General features: G+C 60.8%; 16 protein-coding genes. 7 read left to right on the top strand and 9 right to left on the bottom strand.

Annotation, left to right across the window (positions count from 1 at the left end):
- Window positions 1-18: 18 nt before the first annotated feature.
- The 5 genes from GOV79_RS10635 to GOV79_RS10615 form a co-directional block, all read right to left on the bottom strand.
- Window positions 19-1,056 carry a HesA/MoeB/ThiF family protein gene (locus GOV79_RS10635; protein ID WP_170772454.1) on the bottom strand — a complete coding sequence of 346 codons (1,038 nt, stop codon included), beginning with the start codon at window positions 1,054-1,056 and terminating at the stop codon, window positions 19-21.
- A complete protein-coding gene (gene dut, locus GOV79_RS10630; RefSeq protein WP_170789758.1) occupies window positions 1,056-1,511 on the bottom strand; it encodes a dUTP diphosphatase in 456 nt (151 codons plus the stop codon). Before dut ends, GOV79_RS10635 begins: the two co-directional genes overlap by 1 nt.
- Before the next feature lie 15 nt (window positions 1,512-1,526).
- The gene (gene coaBC / locus GOV79_RS10625; RefSeq protein ID WP_170789757.1) at window positions 1,527-2,723 is read right to left on the bottom strand and encodes a bifunctional phosphopantothenoylcysteine decarboxylase/phosphopantothenate--cysteine ligase CoaBC; all 1,197 of its coding nucleotides are present in this window, start codon (window positions 2,721-2,723) and stop codon (window positions 1,527-1,529) included.
- Window positions 2,724-2,786: 63 nt separating this feature from the next.
- Window positions 2,787-3,602 (bottom strand): ChaN family lipoprotein, encoded by an 816-nt coding sequence (locus GOV79_RS10620; RefSeq protein WP_170789756.1) that lies wholly within the window; start codon window positions 3,600-3,602, stop codon window positions 2,787-2,789.
- Window positions 3,599-4,477: an RNA polymerase factor sigma-32 gene (locus tag GOV79_RS10615; protein ID WP_170772462.1), complete on the bottom strand. Its 879-nt coding sequence runs from the start codon at window positions 4,475-4,477 to the stop codon at window positions 3,599-3,601. The genes GOV79_RS10620 and GOV79_RS10615 overlap by 4 nt, the downstream gene beginning before the upstream one ends.
- Before the next feature lie 100 nt (window positions 4,478-4,577).
- Here GOV79_RS10615 and cobU point away from each other — a divergent pair, with 100 nt between their 5' ends.
- From cobU to GOV79_RS10595, 4 genes are read left to right on the top strand one after another with little or no spacing between them, the layout of a single operon-like run.
- Window positions 4,578-5,099, top strand: coding sequence for a bifunctional adenosylcobinamide kinase/adenosylcobinamide-phosphate guanylyltransferase (gene cobU / locus GOV79_RS10610; RefSeq protein WP_170789755.1), 522 nt, complete (start codon window positions 4,578-4,580; stop codon window positions 5,097-5,099).
- Window positions 5,096-5,674, top strand: a complete 579-nt coding sequence (locus tag GOV79_RS10605; protein ID WP_170772466.1) for a histidine phosphatase family protein — start codon at window positions 5,096-5,098, stop codon at window positions 5,672-5,674. Before cobU ends, GOV79_RS10605 begins: the two co-directional genes overlap by 4 nt.
- 58 nt (window positions 5,675-5,732) lie before the next feature.
- Entirely contained in the window at window positions 5,733-6,614 is an 882-nt protein-coding gene (locus GOV79_RS10600; RefSeq protein ID WP_170789819.1) for a glutathione S-transferase, read from the top strand.
- A 45-nt stretch (window positions 6,615-6,659) separates the two neighbouring features.
- Window positions 6,660-8,171 (top strand): YifB family Mg chelatase-like AAA ATPase, encoded by a 1,512-nt coding sequence (locus GOV79_RS10595; RefSeq protein ID WP_170789754.1) that lies wholly within the window; start codon window positions 6,660-6,662, stop codon window positions 8,169-8,171.
- Here the strand turns inward: GOV79_RS10595 and gshB are convergent.
- The 3 genes from gshB to rsmI all read right to left on the bottom strand — a co-directional run bounded on the left by gshB (window position 8,168) and on the right by rsmI (window position 10,392).
- Window positions 8,168-9,100 (bottom strand): glutathione synthase, encoded by a 933-nt coding sequence (gene gshB, locus GOV79_RS10590; protein ID WP_170772470.1) that lies wholly within the window; start codon window positions 9,098-9,100, stop codon window positions 8,168-8,170. The two genes, GOV79_RS10595 and gshB, sit on opposite strands and share 4 nt — an antisense overlap.
- Before the next feature lie 61 nt (window positions 9,101-9,161).
- The gene (locus GOV79_RS10585) at window positions 9,162-9,533 is read right to left on the bottom strand and encodes a YraN family protein (RefSeq protein WP_170789753.1); all 372 of its coding nucleotides are present in this window, start codon (window positions 9,531-9,533) and stop codon (window positions 9,162-9,164) included.
- A 1-nt stretch (window position 9,534) separates the two neighbouring features.
- Window positions 9,535-10,392 (bottom strand): 16S rRNA (cytidine(1402)-2'-O)-methyltransferase, encoded by an 858-nt coding sequence (gene rsmI, locus GOV79_RS10580; protein WP_170789752.1) that lies wholly within the window; start codon window positions 10,390-10,392, stop codon window positions 9,535-9,537.
- A gap of 88 nt (window positions 10,393-10,480) precedes the next feature.
- Between rsmI and GOV79_RS10575 the strand changes: the two genes are divergently transcribed.
- The 3 genes from GOV79_RS10575 to murJ are packed head-to-tail and all read left to right on the top strand — an operon-like array spanning window position 10,481 to window position 15,970.
- Window positions 10,481-11,653, top strand: coding sequence for a penicillin-binding protein activator (locus tag GOV79_RS10575; RefSeq protein ID WP_170789751.1), 1,173 nt, complete (start codon window positions 10,481-10,483; stop codon window positions 11,651-11,653).
- Window positions 11,613-14,432 (top strand): [protein-PII] uridylyltransferase, encoded by a 2,820-nt coding sequence (locus GOV79_RS10570; protein ID WP_170789750.1) that lies wholly within the window; start codon window positions 11,613-11,615, stop codon window positions 14,430-14,432. Before GOV79_RS10575 ends, GOV79_RS10570 begins: the two co-directional genes overlap by 41 nt.
- Window positions 14,429-15,970 (top strand): murein biosynthesis integral membrane protein MurJ, encoded by a 1,542-nt coding sequence (murJ, locus tag GOV79_RS10565; protein WP_170772481.1) that lies wholly within the window; start codon window positions 14,429-14,431, stop codon window positions 15,968-15,970. The genes GOV79_RS10570 and murJ overlap by 4 nt, the downstream gene beginning before the upstream one ends.
- On the opposite strand, the gene GOV79_RS10560 is transcribed toward murJ, so the two are convergent.
- Complete coding sequence (locus GOV79_RS10560) at window positions 15,971-16,657, bottom strand: rhomboid family intramembrane serine protease (RefSeq protein ID WP_170772483.1); 687 nt, start codon at window positions 16,655-16,657, stop codon at window positions 15,971-15,973.
- Window positions 16,658-16,703 lie beyond the last annotated feature (46 nt).

Here is a 16,703-nt window from a genome sequence, read left to right as displayed (position 1 = left end):
ATGATCCAGTGCGCGCGCTCACTTACCGCAAATCGGACAATCGGCGCGGCGCGACAGGGTGATCTTGCGGCTTTCCCCATAAAGCGCGTCATAGATCAGCATCTCACCGCGCAGAGCCTGCCCAGCTCCGGTGATCACCTTTATCGCCTCCACCGCCATCATCGAGCCCACAACGCCGGGCAGAGGGCCAATCACGCCAGCCTCGGCGCAGGAAGGCGCCAGCCCTGGGGCCGGAGCCTCTGGGAATATACACTGATAGCAAGGGGCATCATGGGCGGGATCAAAGACGCTCAGCTGCCCTTCCCATTGCGACAGAGCACCCGAGATCAGCGGCTTGCCCAGCGCAACCGCCGTGCGGTTGGCCAGATAGCGAGTGTCGAAATTGTCAGTGCCATCGAGGATCAGATCGAAATCGGCAAACAAATCCTGCGCGATCTCATCAGTCAGACGGCGGTGGTAAGGCAGCACGATCACATTAGGGTTTTGCGCCTGCATGGCCTGCTGCGCCGAGAAAACCTTGGGCATCCCGATATCCGCGTCGCGGTGTATGACCTGACGTTGCAGATTGGCATTTTCGACCTCGTCATCGTCGATAACACCGATGGTCCCAACCCCGGCGGCAGCCAGATATTGCAGCGCTGGCGCGCCCAGCCCCCCGGCACCGATAACCAGCACACGGGCCTGTTTCATCTTTTTCTGACCCGGCCCACCCAGTTCCCGCAACACGATATGGCGGGCATAACGTTCCAGCTCGGTTTCAGAGAATTGGTCGGATGGCATGGCGGACTCCTTCGTGGCGGGCGTCGCGCGGTTGCGTAACGCTTTCAGCACCCTTCCATAAACCAGAACCAGAACCGCGAAACCAGCCAGGATCAGCCACATCGCCGCAGAGCCGCCAGTCGCCTGACGCAAGGGGTGCCCGTCCGGTAGAACCAGCTGCGCCGTGATCACGCCCAACAGCAACACCCCGACGGATGTCATCCGCGCGGTGCGCGACACGCCAGCCAGATAGCCAACGCCCCACAGCCCGGCAGCCAGAATGAAAACCAACAGCATCAGCCGCGCCCGGTCGAGCCGAACCCACCCGCGCCGCGTTCGGTGTCGCTGAGCGTATCGGTAGACTCAAACGTGGCCTGAACGACCGGGGCCACGACAAGCTGCGCAATGCGTTCGCCGTGGGTGATCTCGAACACCTCCTGCCCGGCATTCAGCACGATCACACCCAGCGGGCCGCGATAATCGCTGTCGATCGTACCCGGCGTGTTGGGTAGCGTGATCCCATGTTTCAACGCCAGCCCGGACCTTGGACGCACCTGCACCTCATAGCCATTCGGGATTTCGATCCGCAGGCCGGTGGGAACCAAGGCGCGCTGTCCGGGGTCCAGCGTTATCGACGCTCCATCCGGTAGGTTGGCTCGAACATCCGCGCCCGCCGCACCAGTGGTTTCGTAGGACGGCAACGGTACTGAGGGGTCAGAGCCGTCCTCGCGGATCACGCGAATTGCAACCATCTTGTTTCCTTTCCCTCACGCGGTCAGCGCGTCAGCGATCTTGCGCGCCAACTGCTCGGCCACAGCGTCCTTGCTCATACGTGGCCATTCTTCGGCCCCTGCGTCCGAAATCAACGTGACCGCATTCTCGGACCCACCCATGATGCCGGTGGCGGGACTGACATCATTGGCCACAATCCAGTCGCACCCCTTACGCGCGCGCTTCGTGGTGGCGTGTTCGATCACACTATCGGTCTCGGCGGCGAAGCCCACGACCAGCGCGGGGCGACCCGTTTCCAGATGCGAGACGCGTTTCAGAATGTCGGGGTTTTCCGCAAATTCCAGCGCGGGCAGGCCGTCGCGGGTTTTCTTCAGCTTCCGGTCCGAGGCGCTGGCCACCCGCCAATCCGCCACAGCCGCCGCAAACACGCCCGCATCCACGGGCAAGGCGGCGTCCACCGCATCCGACATCTGTTGCGCGGTCTCGACCGAAACCACCTTTACGCCTTGGGGCGGAGCCACATCCGCCGGGCCGGTGACAAACACCACCTCGGCCCCCAGCGCGGCGAGCGCCCTCGCCACCGCCGTTCCTTGCGCGCCCGAGGACCGGTTGGCGATATAGCGCACCGGATCGATGGGTTCATGGGTGGGGCCCGAAGTGACCAGAATACGCTTGCCCTGCAAGGGGCCGCCGCACAGATGCGCCTCGACCGCAGCAACGATTTCAAGCGGCTCGGACATACGACCGGGGCCGTATTCGCCACAGGCCATGTCGCCCTCGTTCGGGCCAACAAAGCGGACACCATCCGCCTGTAATTGCGCCAGATTGCGCTGCGTCGCTGGGTGATCCCACATCCGTACATTCATCGCAGGCGCGCAAAGAACCGGCGTGTCCGTCGCCATCAACAGGGTCGAGGCCATGTCGTTGGCCAGCCCGCTGGACATTTTGCCCATCAGATCGGCAGTGGCCGGGGCAACCACTACAAGATCGGCAGAGCGGGAGAGTTGGATATGGCCCATCTCGGCCTCATCGGTCAGATCGAAAAGATCGCGATAGACCTTCTCTCCGGCCAAGGCAGACACGGACAAAGGGGTCACGAATTCCTCAGCCGCGCGGGTCAGAACCGGGGTTACGGCCGCGCCGCGTTCGCGCAGGCGGCGGATGAGATCCAGCGATTTATAGGCTGCGATGCCTCCGCCGATGATCAGCAGAATTCGTTTCGATGCCAGCATGTTCAGCCCTTCCCGTCCCGGTCGGCCCTGACATTAGGCAAGCAGGCCAGACAGTTCCAGCGGTTAATTCTGCGTCTGGAATGCCAGACAGGGGTCTTCGCGTTCGACCGAAGGGCTGTCGATCACCGCGTCAAACTCGCCTGAGATCGCGCCATCCTCGGACTGCCCCAACACAAAGACTTTCAGGCCGGGGCGCAGCCGGGACGTGAATGTCGGAATCCCGCGATCCTTGCGGGCATGCCCATTACCAGTGATCACAGCAATCGGCCCGCCTGTTTCGTCATCGGCACGCAAGATCGAACGCGTCAGAACCGCGTCGCGCAAACGTTGGATGGCCACCATCTGAGGCAGCGCCTCTTGCGGGAGCGCATCGCAATGCGCCGCCAGTTGATCTGCCTCGCGTTCAGCCTGATCCGCAGCCGAAAGAGGCACGGTCAGCCCATAGCGCGCCGCATCCGCGCCCAGCGCCGTGGCAGCACCCCGTTCCATTGCAGCGCGCGCCGCCGCACGGGGAACCATCGCCCCATAGACCGGCGCATCGGTAGCCTGAAAGACCGGGTAATACATGCTGAGGGACGGCCACCCCATCTCGGCCCATTTCAGGATACGGTCCAATTCCTCGGGGTTGGTCGCAGCTTTCTGAGCCAGCCGTTGCGCGCCCTCTTCAGTGACCATTTCCCAGACCACGGCCGAGGGGTTGATTATCTCTAACGCTTCTTTTTGGACAATGTGATGTTGTGGGTTGTCGTGGATTTCACCCAGGATCACCACGTCCGCCGCGCGCATTGCGTCGGCAACATCATCAGGAATCAGTCCGTCGGCCCGGCCTACACCGGCTGTAACTACAAGCGCACACAGCAGAATCGCTAACTGTCTCATGCGATGAAGTGTTGCACCTCGCGCGATTGCGCTTCAAGGTTCTTGCGCATTTTGACGAAAGCGGCGGCTTCTAACTGACGCACACGCTCTTTCGACAGACCCAATTCCTGACCCAGACTTTCCAATGTCCGCGCCGGTTCGCGCAATTTGCGTTCGCGCACGATGAACTGCTCACGATCGTTCAGGGATCGCATGGCAGTTACCAGCCATTCACGCAACTGTGCGGTGTCATGGCTGTTCTCGACGGTTTCGGCAGCTTGCTCGCGCTCATCCTCCAGCGCGTCAATCCACTCGCGCCCATCCTCATCCGCAGATTGCACCGCATTCAGCGAAAAATCTGATCCAGACAAACGACCTTCCATCATTTCGACATCACGAAGAGGAACACCGATTTCGGTAGCGATCATCTGATGAAGCTGGTGCCTGTCCAATTCCATTCCTTCAGTCGCGGCTTCACGTTCCAGACGAGCCTGCACTCGGCGCATATTGAAAAACAGCGACTTCTGCGACGATGTCGACCCGGTGCGCACCATCGACCAGTTGCGCATCACATAGTCCTGAATGCTAGCTTTGATCCACCAGACCGCATAGGTCGAGAACCGCACACCCCGGTCCGGGTCGAACTTGTCGGCGGCTTTCATCAGGCCCAAACCGGCCTCTTGAATCAAGTCATTCATCGGCGCGCCATAGCGTTTGAACTTGGCCGCCATAGAGATCGCCAGCCGCATATATGCGGTGATCAACCGATGCAGCGCCTTTTCATCGCGGTGGTCACGCCACGCATAGGCCAATTTCAATTCGGTCTCCGCGTCCAGCAATTCGGCCTTCATTGCCTGCCGTGACATCGAAAAATCGTTTGCGTTATCCAGTGCCATGGAAACCTCCCCTTTTCGCAGGCGCACCCCGGCCTTGCCTTGCCGACCTATGGTCGATACGCAGAACGAAACCGGGTGGATCACATGGAAGGTAAGAATAGTGTATCCGGATTTAACCTTTGTGATAGGCGGAGCTGCCTCGGGCAAGTCTGCATTTGCAGAACAACTTACTGTTTCAACAGAAAAAAGCCGCATTTATCTGGCGACATCACAAGTGTTTGATGACGAGATGCACAAAAAGGTGAAGCGGCATGTCGCCCAGCGGGGCGATGGCTGGACCACCATTGAGGCCCCGCTGGACCTGCGCCCGTCGCTGGCCACGCTGGACAAAAGCCAAGTTTGCCTGATCGACTGCGCCAGCATGTGGCTGACCAATCACCTACTGGCTGACAACGATCTGGATCAGGCGCAGGCGGACCTTTTGGATGCTCTGGCCGGATGTCGGGCCCCGGTCATCGTCGTCTCGAACGAGGTGGGCCAGGGCATTGTCCCCGACAACGCCCTTTCCCGCAGGTTCCGCGAGGCGCAGGGAAGGCTGAACATCGCGCTGGCGGCGCAGGCCGATCTGGTGGTGCAGGTCACGGTGGGCCTGCCCTTGGTTTTGAAAGGGCAGCTTCCATGACCCGGCTGCACCTTGTCCGCCATGGGCCGACCCATGCGAAAACCATGGTCGGCTGGTCCGACCTGCCCGCTGACCTCAGCGACACAGTGGCGCTCCAGCGCTTGCATGACCATCTGCCGTCTGATGCGGTTGTGATCTCGTCCGACCTGTCCCGCGCCGCCGATACGGCTTCGGCCATTCAGGGGACACGCACCCGCCTGCCCCACCACCCCGACCTGCGCGAGATCAATTTCGGCACTTGGGAGCTGCGTGGGTTCCGAGAGATTGAGGCCGAAGACCCCGACCTCGCCTTTGCTTATTGGGACAATCCCGGCGACGTGCGCCCTCCGGATGGCGAAAGCTGGAACGAGGTGCGCGCACGGGTGGATGCCGTGATCGACCGGCTGATGGCCGATCATACAGGGCACGATCTGGTCGTCGTGGTGCATTTCGGCGTGATCTTGACGCAGGTGCAGCGCGCGCTGGACGTGACCGCGCAAGAGGCGTTCAGCCACAAGATCGACAACCTCTCGGTCACGGAACTGACACATCACGGGGATCGCTGGTCGGTCGGGCGGATCAATCACCTGGCGTGATGCACCTGCGCACAAATCACTGATTTACCGCCGCGTCATGCCGCGCCATTCTGTCCACATGACTTATGATCTGTTAATCGGGGACCGCCTGTTTTCCAGCTGGTCCATGCGCGGCTGGCTGATGCTAGAACGGTTCGGCCTGCCTTACAAAGCCCATATGATCGGCCTCTATTCCGGCACCATGGCCGAGGATATGAAGCCACTCGCCCCCGCCCGTTTGGTGCCCGCCTTACGCCTGCCCGACGGAACGGTGGTGGGCGAAAGCCTCGCCATGGCCGAAACGCTGGCCGAACGCCACCCCGAGGCCCGATTGTGGCCTGCAGATCCAGCCGCCCGCGCCACCGCGCGCTGGTTATGCGCCGAGATGGTGGCCGGGTTCACCGCCTTGCGCGGCGAATGCCCGATGCAGTTGCACCATTGCTGGACTGGGTTTGAACCATCGGCCGATACACTGCGTGACCTTGATCGGATCGAGACCCTTTGGGCGCATGCTCGCGGCGTATCCGGGGCGGCCAGCGGCCCACTGTTTGGGGACTATTCCCTTGCGGATGTGTTCTACACACCCGTGGCCGCGCGGATTATCGGCTATGGCCTGCCCGTTTCGGACGCAAACCGAACCTATTGCCTAGCTCTGCTGTCGGACCTGTCCGCACGCCAATGGCGCGCGATGGGATTGACTGTGACCTATGACCCTTTCCCATACGCACTGGGATTGGCAACACAACCCTGGCCAGTCGGGTCGCTCCCAGCCCGCGCCGTTGATGCAGGCCCCTCGGTCAACGCCACCTGCCCCTATTCCGGCGACCCTGTGACGGATTTCCTTGAACTGGACGGGCGCATCTGGGGCTTCTGCAACCCGTTCTGCCGTGACAAAACCGCCGCAGACCCTGGCGCTTGGCCGAAATTCTCTGACATGGTCGCAGGCGTTAACGATTCCTAAACCGCCTGCGTGCCAGCAACGACCTGTTAACCCAAAAGGTCGTTCATGGTCGCCCGCTCTCATACCGTCGCTTTCCAAGGGGTCGAGGCCCGCCCGGTCGAGGTGCAATGCGCCGTCTCGCCGGGCCTGCCCGCCTTTTCCATCGTCGGCCTGCCCGACAAGGCCGTGTCCGAGGCCCGCGACCGGGTGCGCAGCGCGCTCAGTTCCATGGCCATCGCGCTGCCGTCCAAACGCATCACCATCAACCTTTCGCCCGCCGACCTGCCGAAAGAGGGCAGCCATTTCGACCTGCCCATCGCCGTCGCGCTGCTGTCTGCATTGGAAATAATCCCTCCCGATGCTGCCGAAGGCGCGGTTTCGCTGGGTGAGCTGTCATTGGACGGATCGCTCGTACCCGTCGTCGGCGCCCTGCCCGCCGCCATGACCGCCGCCGCCGAAGATCGCGCGCTGCTGTGCCCCAAAGCCTCCAGCGCCGAGGCGGCTTGGGTCGATGCTACACAGGTTATCGGGGCCACATCACTGGGCGATGTGGTGCGGCATTTCTCAGGTCAGGCCCCTTTATCCGCCGCCCAACCCGGCGAGGTCTGCCTTGCGCCCAGCGTCCGCGACCTGCGCGACGTGAAAGGGCAAGAGCGAGCCAAACGCGCGTTAGAGATCGCCGCTGCCGGGCGGCATCACCTGATCATGATCGGCACACCGGGGTCGGGCAAATCGATGCTAGCCGCGCGTCTGCCGGGAATTCTGCCGCCTCTGACCCCATCCGAGGCACTGGAAACCTCTATGATCCAGTCGCTCTGCGGATTGCTTGACGAAGGCGGGATCAGCCGCACCCGCCCATTCCGAGAACCGCATCACACCGCCTCGATGGCTGCGATTGTCGGCGGTGGTCGAGGCGCGAAACCCGGTGAGATTTCCTTGGCTCATAACGGAGTTCTGTTCATGGACGAATTCCCTGAATTTCCACGCACCGTTCTGGAAACCCTGCGCCAACCGATTGAAACGGGCGAGGTCATGGTGGCCCGCGCCAATGCCCATGTGAAATACCCCTGCCGCTTCATGCTGGTGGCCGCCGGCAACCCCTGCAAATGCGGCTACCTGACCGACCCTGCCCGCGCCTGTTCCCGCGCGCCGGTCTGTGGCGAGGATTATCTGGGCCGCATCTCTGGCCCGCTGATGGATCGGTTCGACTTGCGGATCGAGGTGCCTCCGGTCGGGTTCACCGATTTGGACCTGCCGCCTTCTGGGGACAGCTCCGCCACCGTTGCCGCACGGGTCGAAGCCGCACGCGCCGTGCAGGCTCAGCGGTTCGAGGGCATGGAGCCCCGCCAGAACGCGGATATGGAGGGTAAGCTGCTGGAGGAAATCGCCGCCCCCGACGCCGAAGGCAAAGAGCTGTTGCTGAAAGCCGCCGAACGGTTCGGCCTGTCGGCGCGCGCCTATCACCGCATCCTGCGGGTCGCGCGCACCATTGCCGATCTTGAGGGCGCGCGGGATATCCGCCGCCCCCATGTGGCCGAGGCGCTGAGCTTTCGTATCAGCGCCCGGGCGGCGTCTTAAACCTTGGCTTCAATCGCCTGCCAGATTTTTTCAGCGATGTTGACACCGTCGAACCGTTCCAGCTCCTGAATGCCGGTGGGCGAGGTCACGTTGATCTCGGTCAGGTAATCTCCGATCACGTCGATGCCGACGAAAATCTGGCCTTTTTCCTTCAGCAAAGGACCAATGGCGGCGCAAATCTCCAAATCCCGGTCGGACAGGCCAATCTTTTCAGGGCGACCGCCCACATGCATGTTCGACCGCGTCTCGCCCTTGGCTGGCACGCGATTGATTGCGCCAACCGGCTCACCATCCACAAGGATCACACGTTTGTCGCCGTTGCTTACATCGGGCAGGAACTTCTGAACAATCAGCGGCTCGCGCGAGAAACCGGTGAACAACTCATGCAACGAAGTCAGGTTGCGGTCGTTGGCATCCAGCCGGAACACGCCCGCACCACCATTGCCATAAAGCGGCTTGAGGATGATATCGCCATGCTTTTCCTTGAAAGCTTTGATTGTCTGCAGATCGCGCGCAATCGTTGTCGGTGGCGTCAGATCGGGGAAATCCAGCACCAGCAGCTTTTCGGGGTAATTGCGCACCCAAAACGGATCATTGACCACCAGCGCCTTGCCCTTCAAACGGTCTAACAAATGCGTCGAGGTGATGTAGTGCATATCGAACGGTGGATCCTGCCGCAGCCAGACCACATCGAAATCGGCCAGATCAACCTCACGCTCAGGCCCCAGTTCAGCCGGGTTTCCTGCCACACGCTGCACCGTCATGTCATGGCCGCGTGCTTTTATGCGCCCTTCCTGATACGCCAACTGATCCGGTCCGTAGAAAAACAGCGAATGCCCACGTGCCTGCGCCTCTTCGGCCAGTCGGAATGAGCTGTCTGCATTGATATCCACGGCCCCGATTGGGTCCATCTGAAAGGCGATTTTCATGGCGTGTCCCTCAGTTTCACGCCAGATACATGGCCCAGCGAGCCCGAGGGTTCAATGGGGGTCAGACTTGCCCAAAGGCGTTTTCAACGATTTTGACTGCGCCAGTTGCATCCACCAGCGCTGCGTCAAAGCGCACATTCGTCAGTTGTCCTGCGGGTTCATTTTCCAAAAACTGTGAAGCAGAGGCGCAGATCCGTTTCATCTGACGCTGGTTGATCCGTGCCGCAGCTCGGTCAAAACTGCTGCTTTTCTTAACTTCAATGAACACAAGGCAGTCACCATCCCGCGCGATCAGGTCAATCTCCCCTCCGGCCCCGCGCCAGCGGCGATGTGCGATGGAATAGCCGCGACGTTCATAGTCCGTAGCCACCTGCAATTCAGCGGATTGGCCTGCCTGATAAGAAACTGAACTTCGAACAGCGCGTGCGGACATGTCATCTCTTTCCTAGCTTCAGAGCCTTTTGATAGATCGGGCGACGGGGCAGTTTGAACATATCCGACACCAGATCTGCCGCATCCCGAACCGAATGGGTTTCCAAGGCTTCCTTCAAAGCCTGTTCTACGTCCAATTCGTTAACAGTTTCCGAATGCCCGCGATCCACAAGCAGGACAATTTCGCCTTTGACAGTCTGTCCGCTTAAATCAGCAGCCAACTCGGCCAGAGTTCCGCGTTTCACTTCCTCGAATTTCTTGGTCAGTTCCCGGCACATTGCCGCTTGTCTTGTGTCACCCAACATTGCGGCCAAGTCCGACAGGCAGGCCGCAACGCGCTTGGGTGATTCGTAGAAGATCAGTGTGCCCGGCACATCGCGCAGCGCCTCGATCCTTGACTTTCGCGCGTTCGATGTGTTGGGCAGGAATCCAGTGAAAAAGAAGGCATCCGTGGGCAGGCCAGCAAGCGTCAGCGCCATCAAAGCCGCCGAGGGACCTGGGGCGCAGGTGACGGTGTGCCCCGCTTCGGCCGCCTGGCGGCCAAGGTCATAGCCCGGATCGGCAATCAAAGGCATCCCGGCTTCGGACGCGTAGGCCACCGAGCTGCCATCCGCCAGAGCTTGCAGAATTTTCTGTTGCGCGCCAGCGCCGCTGTGATCGTGATAGGCCAGAATACGACGGCCTTCCAGCGGAACACCGTGTATCTCCATCAACCGGCGCAGGCTGCGGGTGTCTTCAGCCGCGATCACATCTGCCGAGGCCAACACGTCCAGTGCCCTGAGCGTAATGTCGCGCGCCGTGCCGATCGGAGTGGCAACAAAATACAGGCCCGCGCCCAATCTGACTTTTTGGTGATTCAAAGCTGGACCCTCACAGCGTGACGTTTATTATCGCGGCCTAACAGAATGGCGGAGCATCAAGCCGCTGGGACAGGGAGTTTTCTTTTAGATGTTTAGCGTTTGCAAGCCCGTTCGCAAACTGGCGAAATCCGCCATCGCATTGGCAACCGCGGCGCTTTTGACCGCCTGCGTCCCCGGCGGAACCGGTGGTGGCCCCTCGATCAACACGTCCAAACCCGTTCCCGTGGCCCTGCTGGTTCCAGCAGGTTCAGCGAATTCGGGTGACGCAGCGCTGGCCCGTAGCCTGGAGAACGCGGCCCGCCTGGCCATGGCGGACTTGCAGAATGTGCAAATTGATCTGAGGGTCTATGACACGCAAGGCAACTCGGGCACAGCCTCGGCTGCGGCGCAACGTGCGGTTGCCGAGGGGGCCAAAATCATCCTGGGGCCGGTTTATGCGCAGGCCGCAAACTCGGCCGGTCTGGCGGTTTTGAACAACAACGTCAATGTCCTCTCCTTCTCAAACAACACAAGCATTGCAGGTGGCAATGTTTTTGTTCTGGGTCCGACTTTTGACAACACGGCCAACAGGCTGGTCAATTTCGCTGGATCGCAAGGCAAGAACGGAATGGTCATCGTACATTCCAACGATGCCGCGGGCCAGTTGGGCCAATCCGCAATTGCCCGCGCGCTGAGCACCAGCCGGGTGAATAATGCGGGCACGGTCGGCTATGACCGGTCACAACAGGGCGTGATCAACTCGGTGCCGACGATCAAAGCAACCGTCGATGCCGCAGGCGCGGATTCGATCATCCTGACAGCGACTACGGCGGGGGCTCTGCCGCTGCTGTCGCAGCTTTTGCCCGAAGCAGGCGTGTCACCGACCATAACGCAATATATTGGCCTGACCCGCTGGGACATCCCGGCACAAACACTAGAGCTGCCGGGTGTGCAGGGGGGCTGGTTCGCATTGCCCGACCCTGCCAAGGCGCAAGCCTACCGCCAGCGTTATAACAACACCTATGGCGAAGCGCCTCATCCGATCAGCGGGTTGGCCTATGACGGTATTGCCGCGATCGGCGCTCTGGTCAGTCAGGGGAAAGCAGACGCGCTGACGGCTTCTGCCCTGACCCAGAATGCCGGTTTCCAAGGTGTCGGCGGCATCTTCCGCCTGCGCCCCGATGGCACCAATGAACGCGGTCTGGCAGTCGCCACGATCCAGAATAAACAGGTAGTAGTGATTGACCCTGCCCCACAAAGCTTCTCTGGCGCCGGTTTCTGATCGACCGGCCCTGACGCTGACCCCCAAGGGTGAGCTGATTTGCTCGGCCGAAGATATTTTCGACAGTGCCGCCGTCATGGCCGATCTTTCGGAGGCCTTTGAAAACACCGCAGACAACAGCGCACGGCGATCCGAGACTGTGCGCGTCCTGCGTGCTGCGCAAAAGGCTGGGCGTCAGGCCATTGCCGACGCCTTTGCCCAGCGTCCGTTCGACGCGCGCCCGTTAACCCATTCCTACACCTATCTGACCGATGGGCTGGTCTGTACGGCGATGCAGGTGGCCAGCCAAGATCTGCACCCTCTGGCGACGCCAACGCAGGGCGAAAGGATCGCGGTTCTGGCAGTGGGCGGCTATGGCCGGGGTGAAATGGCCCCGTCATCGGATGTCGATCTGCTGTTTCTGACCCCCTACAAGATCACCGCCTGGGCCGAGAGTGTTATCGAATCCATGCTGTATATCCTGTGGGATCTGCGGCTGAAGGTCGGGCATTCCTCGCGCACGATCAAGGATTGCCTGCGGCTGGGGGCCGAGGATTTCACCATCCGAACGGCGATGCTGGAACAGCGCTATCTGGCTGGTGAAACAACATTGTCAGATGAACTGAACACCCGCTTGCGGGATGAGCTGTTCAAAGGCAGCGAACGGGCCTTTATCGAAGCCAAACTGCAAGAGCGTGACGAACGCCACCAGAAGCAAGGCCAGCGCTATATGGTCGAGCCCAATGTCAAAGAGGGCAAAGGCGGGCTGCGTGATCTGCAATCGCTCTATTGGATCGCCAAGTACATTTATGGCGTGCAGGACGTGGCCGAACTGGTGCCACTTGGCCTGTTCACACCTGATGAGTTCAACACATTCGTTCAGGCCGAAGATTTCCTGTGGGCCGTGCGCTCGCACCTGCATCTGGTCACTGGGCGCGCAACTGAACAACTGACCTTTGACATGCAGGTCGAGGTGGCCGAGCGCATGGGATACGAGGATCGCGCCGGACGACGCGCGGTCGAGGTGTTCATGCAGCGCTATTTCCGCGAAGCGACGAAGGTGGGTGAGCTGACCCGCATCTTCCTGACTAAGTTGGAAGCCACCCATATGAAGGGTGCGCCTCTGCTTGAGCGGATATTCCGTCGCCGTCCAAAGGCCAAACCGGGTTACAAGGTGGTGCATGGACGTCTGGATGTGGCCAACGCCGAGACGTTTCTGGCCGATAAGCTGAACCTGCTGCGCCTGTTCGAAGAAGGGTTGCGCACGGGGATGCTGATTCACCCGGATGCGATGCGCTTGGTAACAGCCAATCTGAACCTGATCGACGACGACATGCGCGAGGACAAGGAAGCCCAGCGCATCTTCCTTGATCTGATGCTTAAACATGGCAATCCAGAACGCGCCCTGCGCCGGATGAACGAGTTGGGGGTCCTGTCGGCCTTTATCCCGGAATTCGAGCACATCGTCGCGATGATGCAGTTCAACATGTATCACAGCTACACGGTGGACGAGCACACCATCCAGTGCATCGTGAACCTCGCCCAGATCGAACGGGGCGAGTTGATCGAGTCACTACCGCTGGCCTCTTCGATTCTGAAAAAGGGGGTGAACCGCAAGGTTCTGTATGTCGCCCTGCTGATCCACGATATTGCCAAGGGGCGGCCCGAAGATCACTCGATCCTCGGCGCACAGTTGGCCCGCAAAATTGCACCTCGGCTTGGGTTGAACAAGGCTGACGCGGAAACGGTCGAATGGCTGGTGCGCTATCATTTGCTGATGTCCGACATGGCGCAGAAGCGCGATATTTCCGACCCGCGCACAGTGCGCGACTTTGCTAAGGCGGTGAAGACGGTCAAGCGGCTGGACCTGCTGACTGTCCTGACGGTCTGTGACATTCGCGGCGTCGGTCCGGATACCTGGAACAACTGGAAGGCCACCCTGTTGCGCGCACTGCACGCGGAAACCAAACGCGCGCTTGAGACCGGGATGGAAGACCTCAACCGTGCCAATCGCGGGGCTGAGGCGAAAAAGACCCTACGCGCCGAATTGGCCGATTGGTCCAAGGCCGACCTCAAGACCGAGACCGGGCGGCATTACGACCCGTATTGGCAGGGGCTCAACCTCTCGACCCATGTGGAATTCGCGGAGATGCTGCAGGCACTTGACCGCAGTGGCGACGCGGGCGCGATGGAGATTCGCCTGCAACCGGACGAGGACCGCGACGCCACCCGCGCCTGTTTCGCCATGGGCGACCATCCGGGCATCTTTGCACGGATTGCGGGGGCCTTGGCGCTGGTTGGGGCGAACGTGGTCGACGCGCGCAGCTATACGACCAAGGATGGTTATGTCACGGATGCATTCTGGATACAGGACGCAGATGGTCGCCCATTCGAAGCCAGCCGCCTGCCACGCCTGACGCAGATGATACACAAAACGCTAAAGGGCGAAGTTGTGGCGCGCGACGCGCTGAAATCGCGCGACAAGATCAAGAAACGCGAACGCGCCTTTAACGTGCCGACACATATCATCTTCGACAATGACGGGTCTGAGATCTATACGATTATCGAGGTCGATACCCGCGACCGCCCCGGTCTGCTCTATGATCTGGCACGCACGCTGGCCGCAGCGAATGTCTATGTCGCCAACGCGGTGATCGCGACCTATGGCGAGCAGGTGGTGGACACGTTCTATGTCAAGGATATGTTCGGGCTGAAATACCACTCCGAAAGCAAGCAGCGTGGGCTTGAGGCCAAGCTGCGCAAAGCCATCACCGAGGGCGCCGAGCGCGCGGAATCATGAAGCAGATCCGGCTGTTCTCGGGCCTGTTCACGGTCGGGTTCTGGACCCTGGCCAGTCGGATATTGGGGTTTCTGCGGGAAATCCTGCTGACGGCTTTTATCGGGCCGGGCCCTGTGATGGACGCCTTTGTGGCCGCCTTCCGCCTGCCCAACATGTTCCGCCGCTTCTTTGCCGAAGGTGCGTTCAACGCGGCCTTCGTGCCGATGTTTTCCAAACGGCTGGAAGGGGACGAGAACGCCGAAGGATTCGCACAGGATGCCTTCAACCTGCTGGCCGTGGCCGTTTTAGCGCTGGTTGGGCTGGCGATGGTGTTCATGCCCGCACTGGTCTGGATAACCGCCGAAGGGTTCTATGGCGACGACCGGTTCGATCTGGCCGTGGATTATGGTTACGTGGTTTTCCCCTACATCCTGTTCATGTCACTGGCAGCACTGTTTTCGGGCGTTCTGAACGCCACGGGCCGCTTTGCGGCCGCTGCCGCAGCGCCCGTTCTGCTGAACATCTTTGCCTGCACCGCCATGATCGCCGGAGCCCTGTCGGGCGGCGAAGTCATACGCTGGCTGATCGCCATCATCCCCTTGGCCGGTGTGGCGCAGCTTGCACTGGTCTGGGTCGCGACCGAGCGCGCGGGTATCCGTATCCGCCCCGGCCTGCCGAAACTCAGCCCCGAGATGAGGCGTATGGTCCGTATAGCCGTTCCCGCCGCGCTGGCGATGGGGGTGACACAGGTCAATCTGGTGGTGGGGCAGCTTGTGGCCTCAAAAACCGAAAACGCGGTCAGTTGGTTGTTTGCCGCGGACCGGCTGTATCAACTGCCTTTGGGTGTGGTGGGCATCGCCGTGGGAATCGTGTTGCTGCCTGACCTGTCTCGCCGCCTGCGTGCGGGTGACAAAGACGGTGCCCGCAACGCCTTTTCCCGCGCCGGAGAGTTCACGCTCCTGCTGACCCTTCCGTCAACCGTGGCCTTTGTGATCATGCCGATCCCTCTGGTTTCGGTCCTGTTCGAGCGTGGCCAATTCACCGCCGAGGATACCGCCGCCACCGCGCTGGCCGTGGCGATCTATGGTATCGGCCTGCCTGCTTTCATGCTGCAAAAGCTGCTGCAACCGCTGTTCTTCGCGCGCGAGGACACAAAATCTCCGTTCCGCTATGCGGTGGTGGCGATGGTGGTGAACGCGGGGCTGGCCTTTGGGCTTTATCCGCTGCTGGGCTGGATTGCGCCTGCGATTGCGGCCTCGGTCGCCGGGTGGGCCATGGTCGGACTGCTGGCGCTGGGCGCTCGTCGCATGGGCGAGGAGGCGCGCTTTGATGACCGGTTCAAACGCCGGGCATGGCGGATCGTGGCCGCATCGCTTGGGATGGGCGTTGGCCTTTTTGCCGCGCTTTCCCTGTTCGGGTGGGCATTTCACCTGCCAGGCTGGCGTTATGTGGCACTGTTGGCCCTCATCATCGGTGCGGCAGCGTTGTATTTTGTGCTGGGCCACCTTCTGCGCGCCTTTGAAATCACCGAGTTCAAAAAGGCACTGCGGCGGTCCTGATCAATCGCGGCGGATACCCCCAATGATCCTTGTCCAACCGCCGGGACCAACCACAAATGACAGAGCAAAGCCTGTAGCGAACCCGCCCAGATCCGCCACCCAATCCAGCGTTCCGCCAAAAAGCAGGCCAAACACAAGTTGGATGCCCATCAGAACCGCGATCAGACTGAACGCGCGCGACTGGTTCTCACCGACGAGCGACAGCTTGCGCCACAAGATCCACGTGAACGCGCCGATCAGGCCGTAGACCGGAGGGAACCCTCCTACCAAGGGATAGCGCGGGTCCAAGAGCAGTGCATAGACCAGCGCACCGCCAATGCCCGAGACAACAAAGATCACAAGCATCGCAACACTGCCAAAAACCTCGGCCACCATCTTGCCCATGGCCAGAACAAAAACACAGACAAAGACCGCCTGCGTGAAATTGGCCGAGACAAACGGGTAAGTCACAAAGCGGATCAGGTGTTCAAACGGCCAGCGCCCGTTTTTCATCATCCAATCGAAAATGTCCGGCGAAAACGCGTAGTGCTGCAAGGCATCCAGCCGCCAACCAATCGCTCCTGGTCCGCCGACCAGACCACGCGCGCCCAGCATGAAGATCACCTCGATCCCGAAAATGAACAAGACCAGCGCCACCACCACGGGCGGCAAAGGGTTCACGGCGGGTGTATAATGCTCACTGCTCATTGGGCTGGCCTTTCGCGGCTGTTGACGTCCCTTTGCCTCATGGGTA

Origin of the sequence: Ruegeria lacuscaerulensis, from assembly GCF_013034745.1 — a bacterium.
Taxonomy (GTDB): Bacteria; Pseudomonadota; Alphaproteobacteria; order Rhodobacterales; family Rhodobacteraceae; genus Ruegeria; species Ruegeria lacuscaerulensis_B.
This window is presented reverse-complemented; position numbering and strand designations above follow the sequence as displayed.

Excerpts from the sequence above, each read along its gene's own strand:
- GOV79_RS10595 (WP_170789754.1), top strand. The coding sequence starts at position 6,660 with ATGGTCGCCCGCTCTCATACCGTCGCTTTCCAAGGGGTCGAGGCCCGC.
- GOV79_RS10605 (WP_170772466.1), top strand. The coding sequence starts at position 5,096 with ATGACCCGGCTGCACCTTGTCCGCCATGGGCCGACCCATGCGAAAACC.
- coaBC (WP_170789757.1), bottom strand. The coding sequence starts at position 2,723 with ATGCTGGCATCGAAACGAATTCTGCTGATCATCGGCGGAGGCATCGCA.
- GOV79_RS10635 (WP_170772454.1), bottom strand. The coding sequence starts at position 1,056 with ATGCTGTTGGTTTTCATTCTGGCTGCCGGGCTGTGGGGCGTTGGCTAT.
- GOV79_RS10620 (WP_170789756.1), bottom strand. The coding sequence starts at position 3,602 with ATGAGACAGTTAGCGATTCTGCTGTGTGCGCTTGTAGTTACAGCCGGT.
- murJ (WP_170772481.1), top strand. The coding sequence starts at position 14,429 with ATGAAGCAGATCCGGCTGTTCTCGGGCCTGTTCACGGTCGGGTTCTGG.
- gshB (WP_170772470.1), bottom strand. The coding sequence starts at position 9,100 with ATGAAAATCGCCTTTCAGATGGACCCAATCGGGGCCGTGGATATCAAT.
- GOV79_RS10575 (WP_170789751.1), top strand. The coding sequence starts at position 10,481 with ATGTTTAGCGTTTGCAAGCCCGTTCGCAAACTGGCGAAATCCGCCATC.
- GOV79_RS10600 (WP_170789819.1), top strand. The coding sequence starts at position 5,733 with ATGACTTATGATCTGTTAATCGGGGACCGCCTGTTTTCCAGCTGGTCC.
- GOV79_RS10615 (WP_170772462.1), bottom strand. The coding sequence starts at position 4,477 with ATGGCACTGGATAACGCAAACGATTTTTCGATGTCACGGCAGGCAATG.
- GOV79_RS10560 (WP_170772483.1), bottom strand. The coding sequence starts at position 16,657 with ATGAGCAGTGAGCATTATACACCCGCCGTGAACCCTTTGCCGCCCGTG.
- dut (WP_170789758.1), bottom strand. The coding sequence starts at position 1,511 with ATGGTTGCAATTCGCGTGATCCGCGAGGACGGCTCTGACCCCTCAGTA.
- GOV79_RS10585 (WP_170789753.1), bottom strand. The coding sequence starts at position 9,533 with ATGTCCGCACGCGCTGTTCGAAGTTCAGTTTCTTATCAGGCAGGCCAA.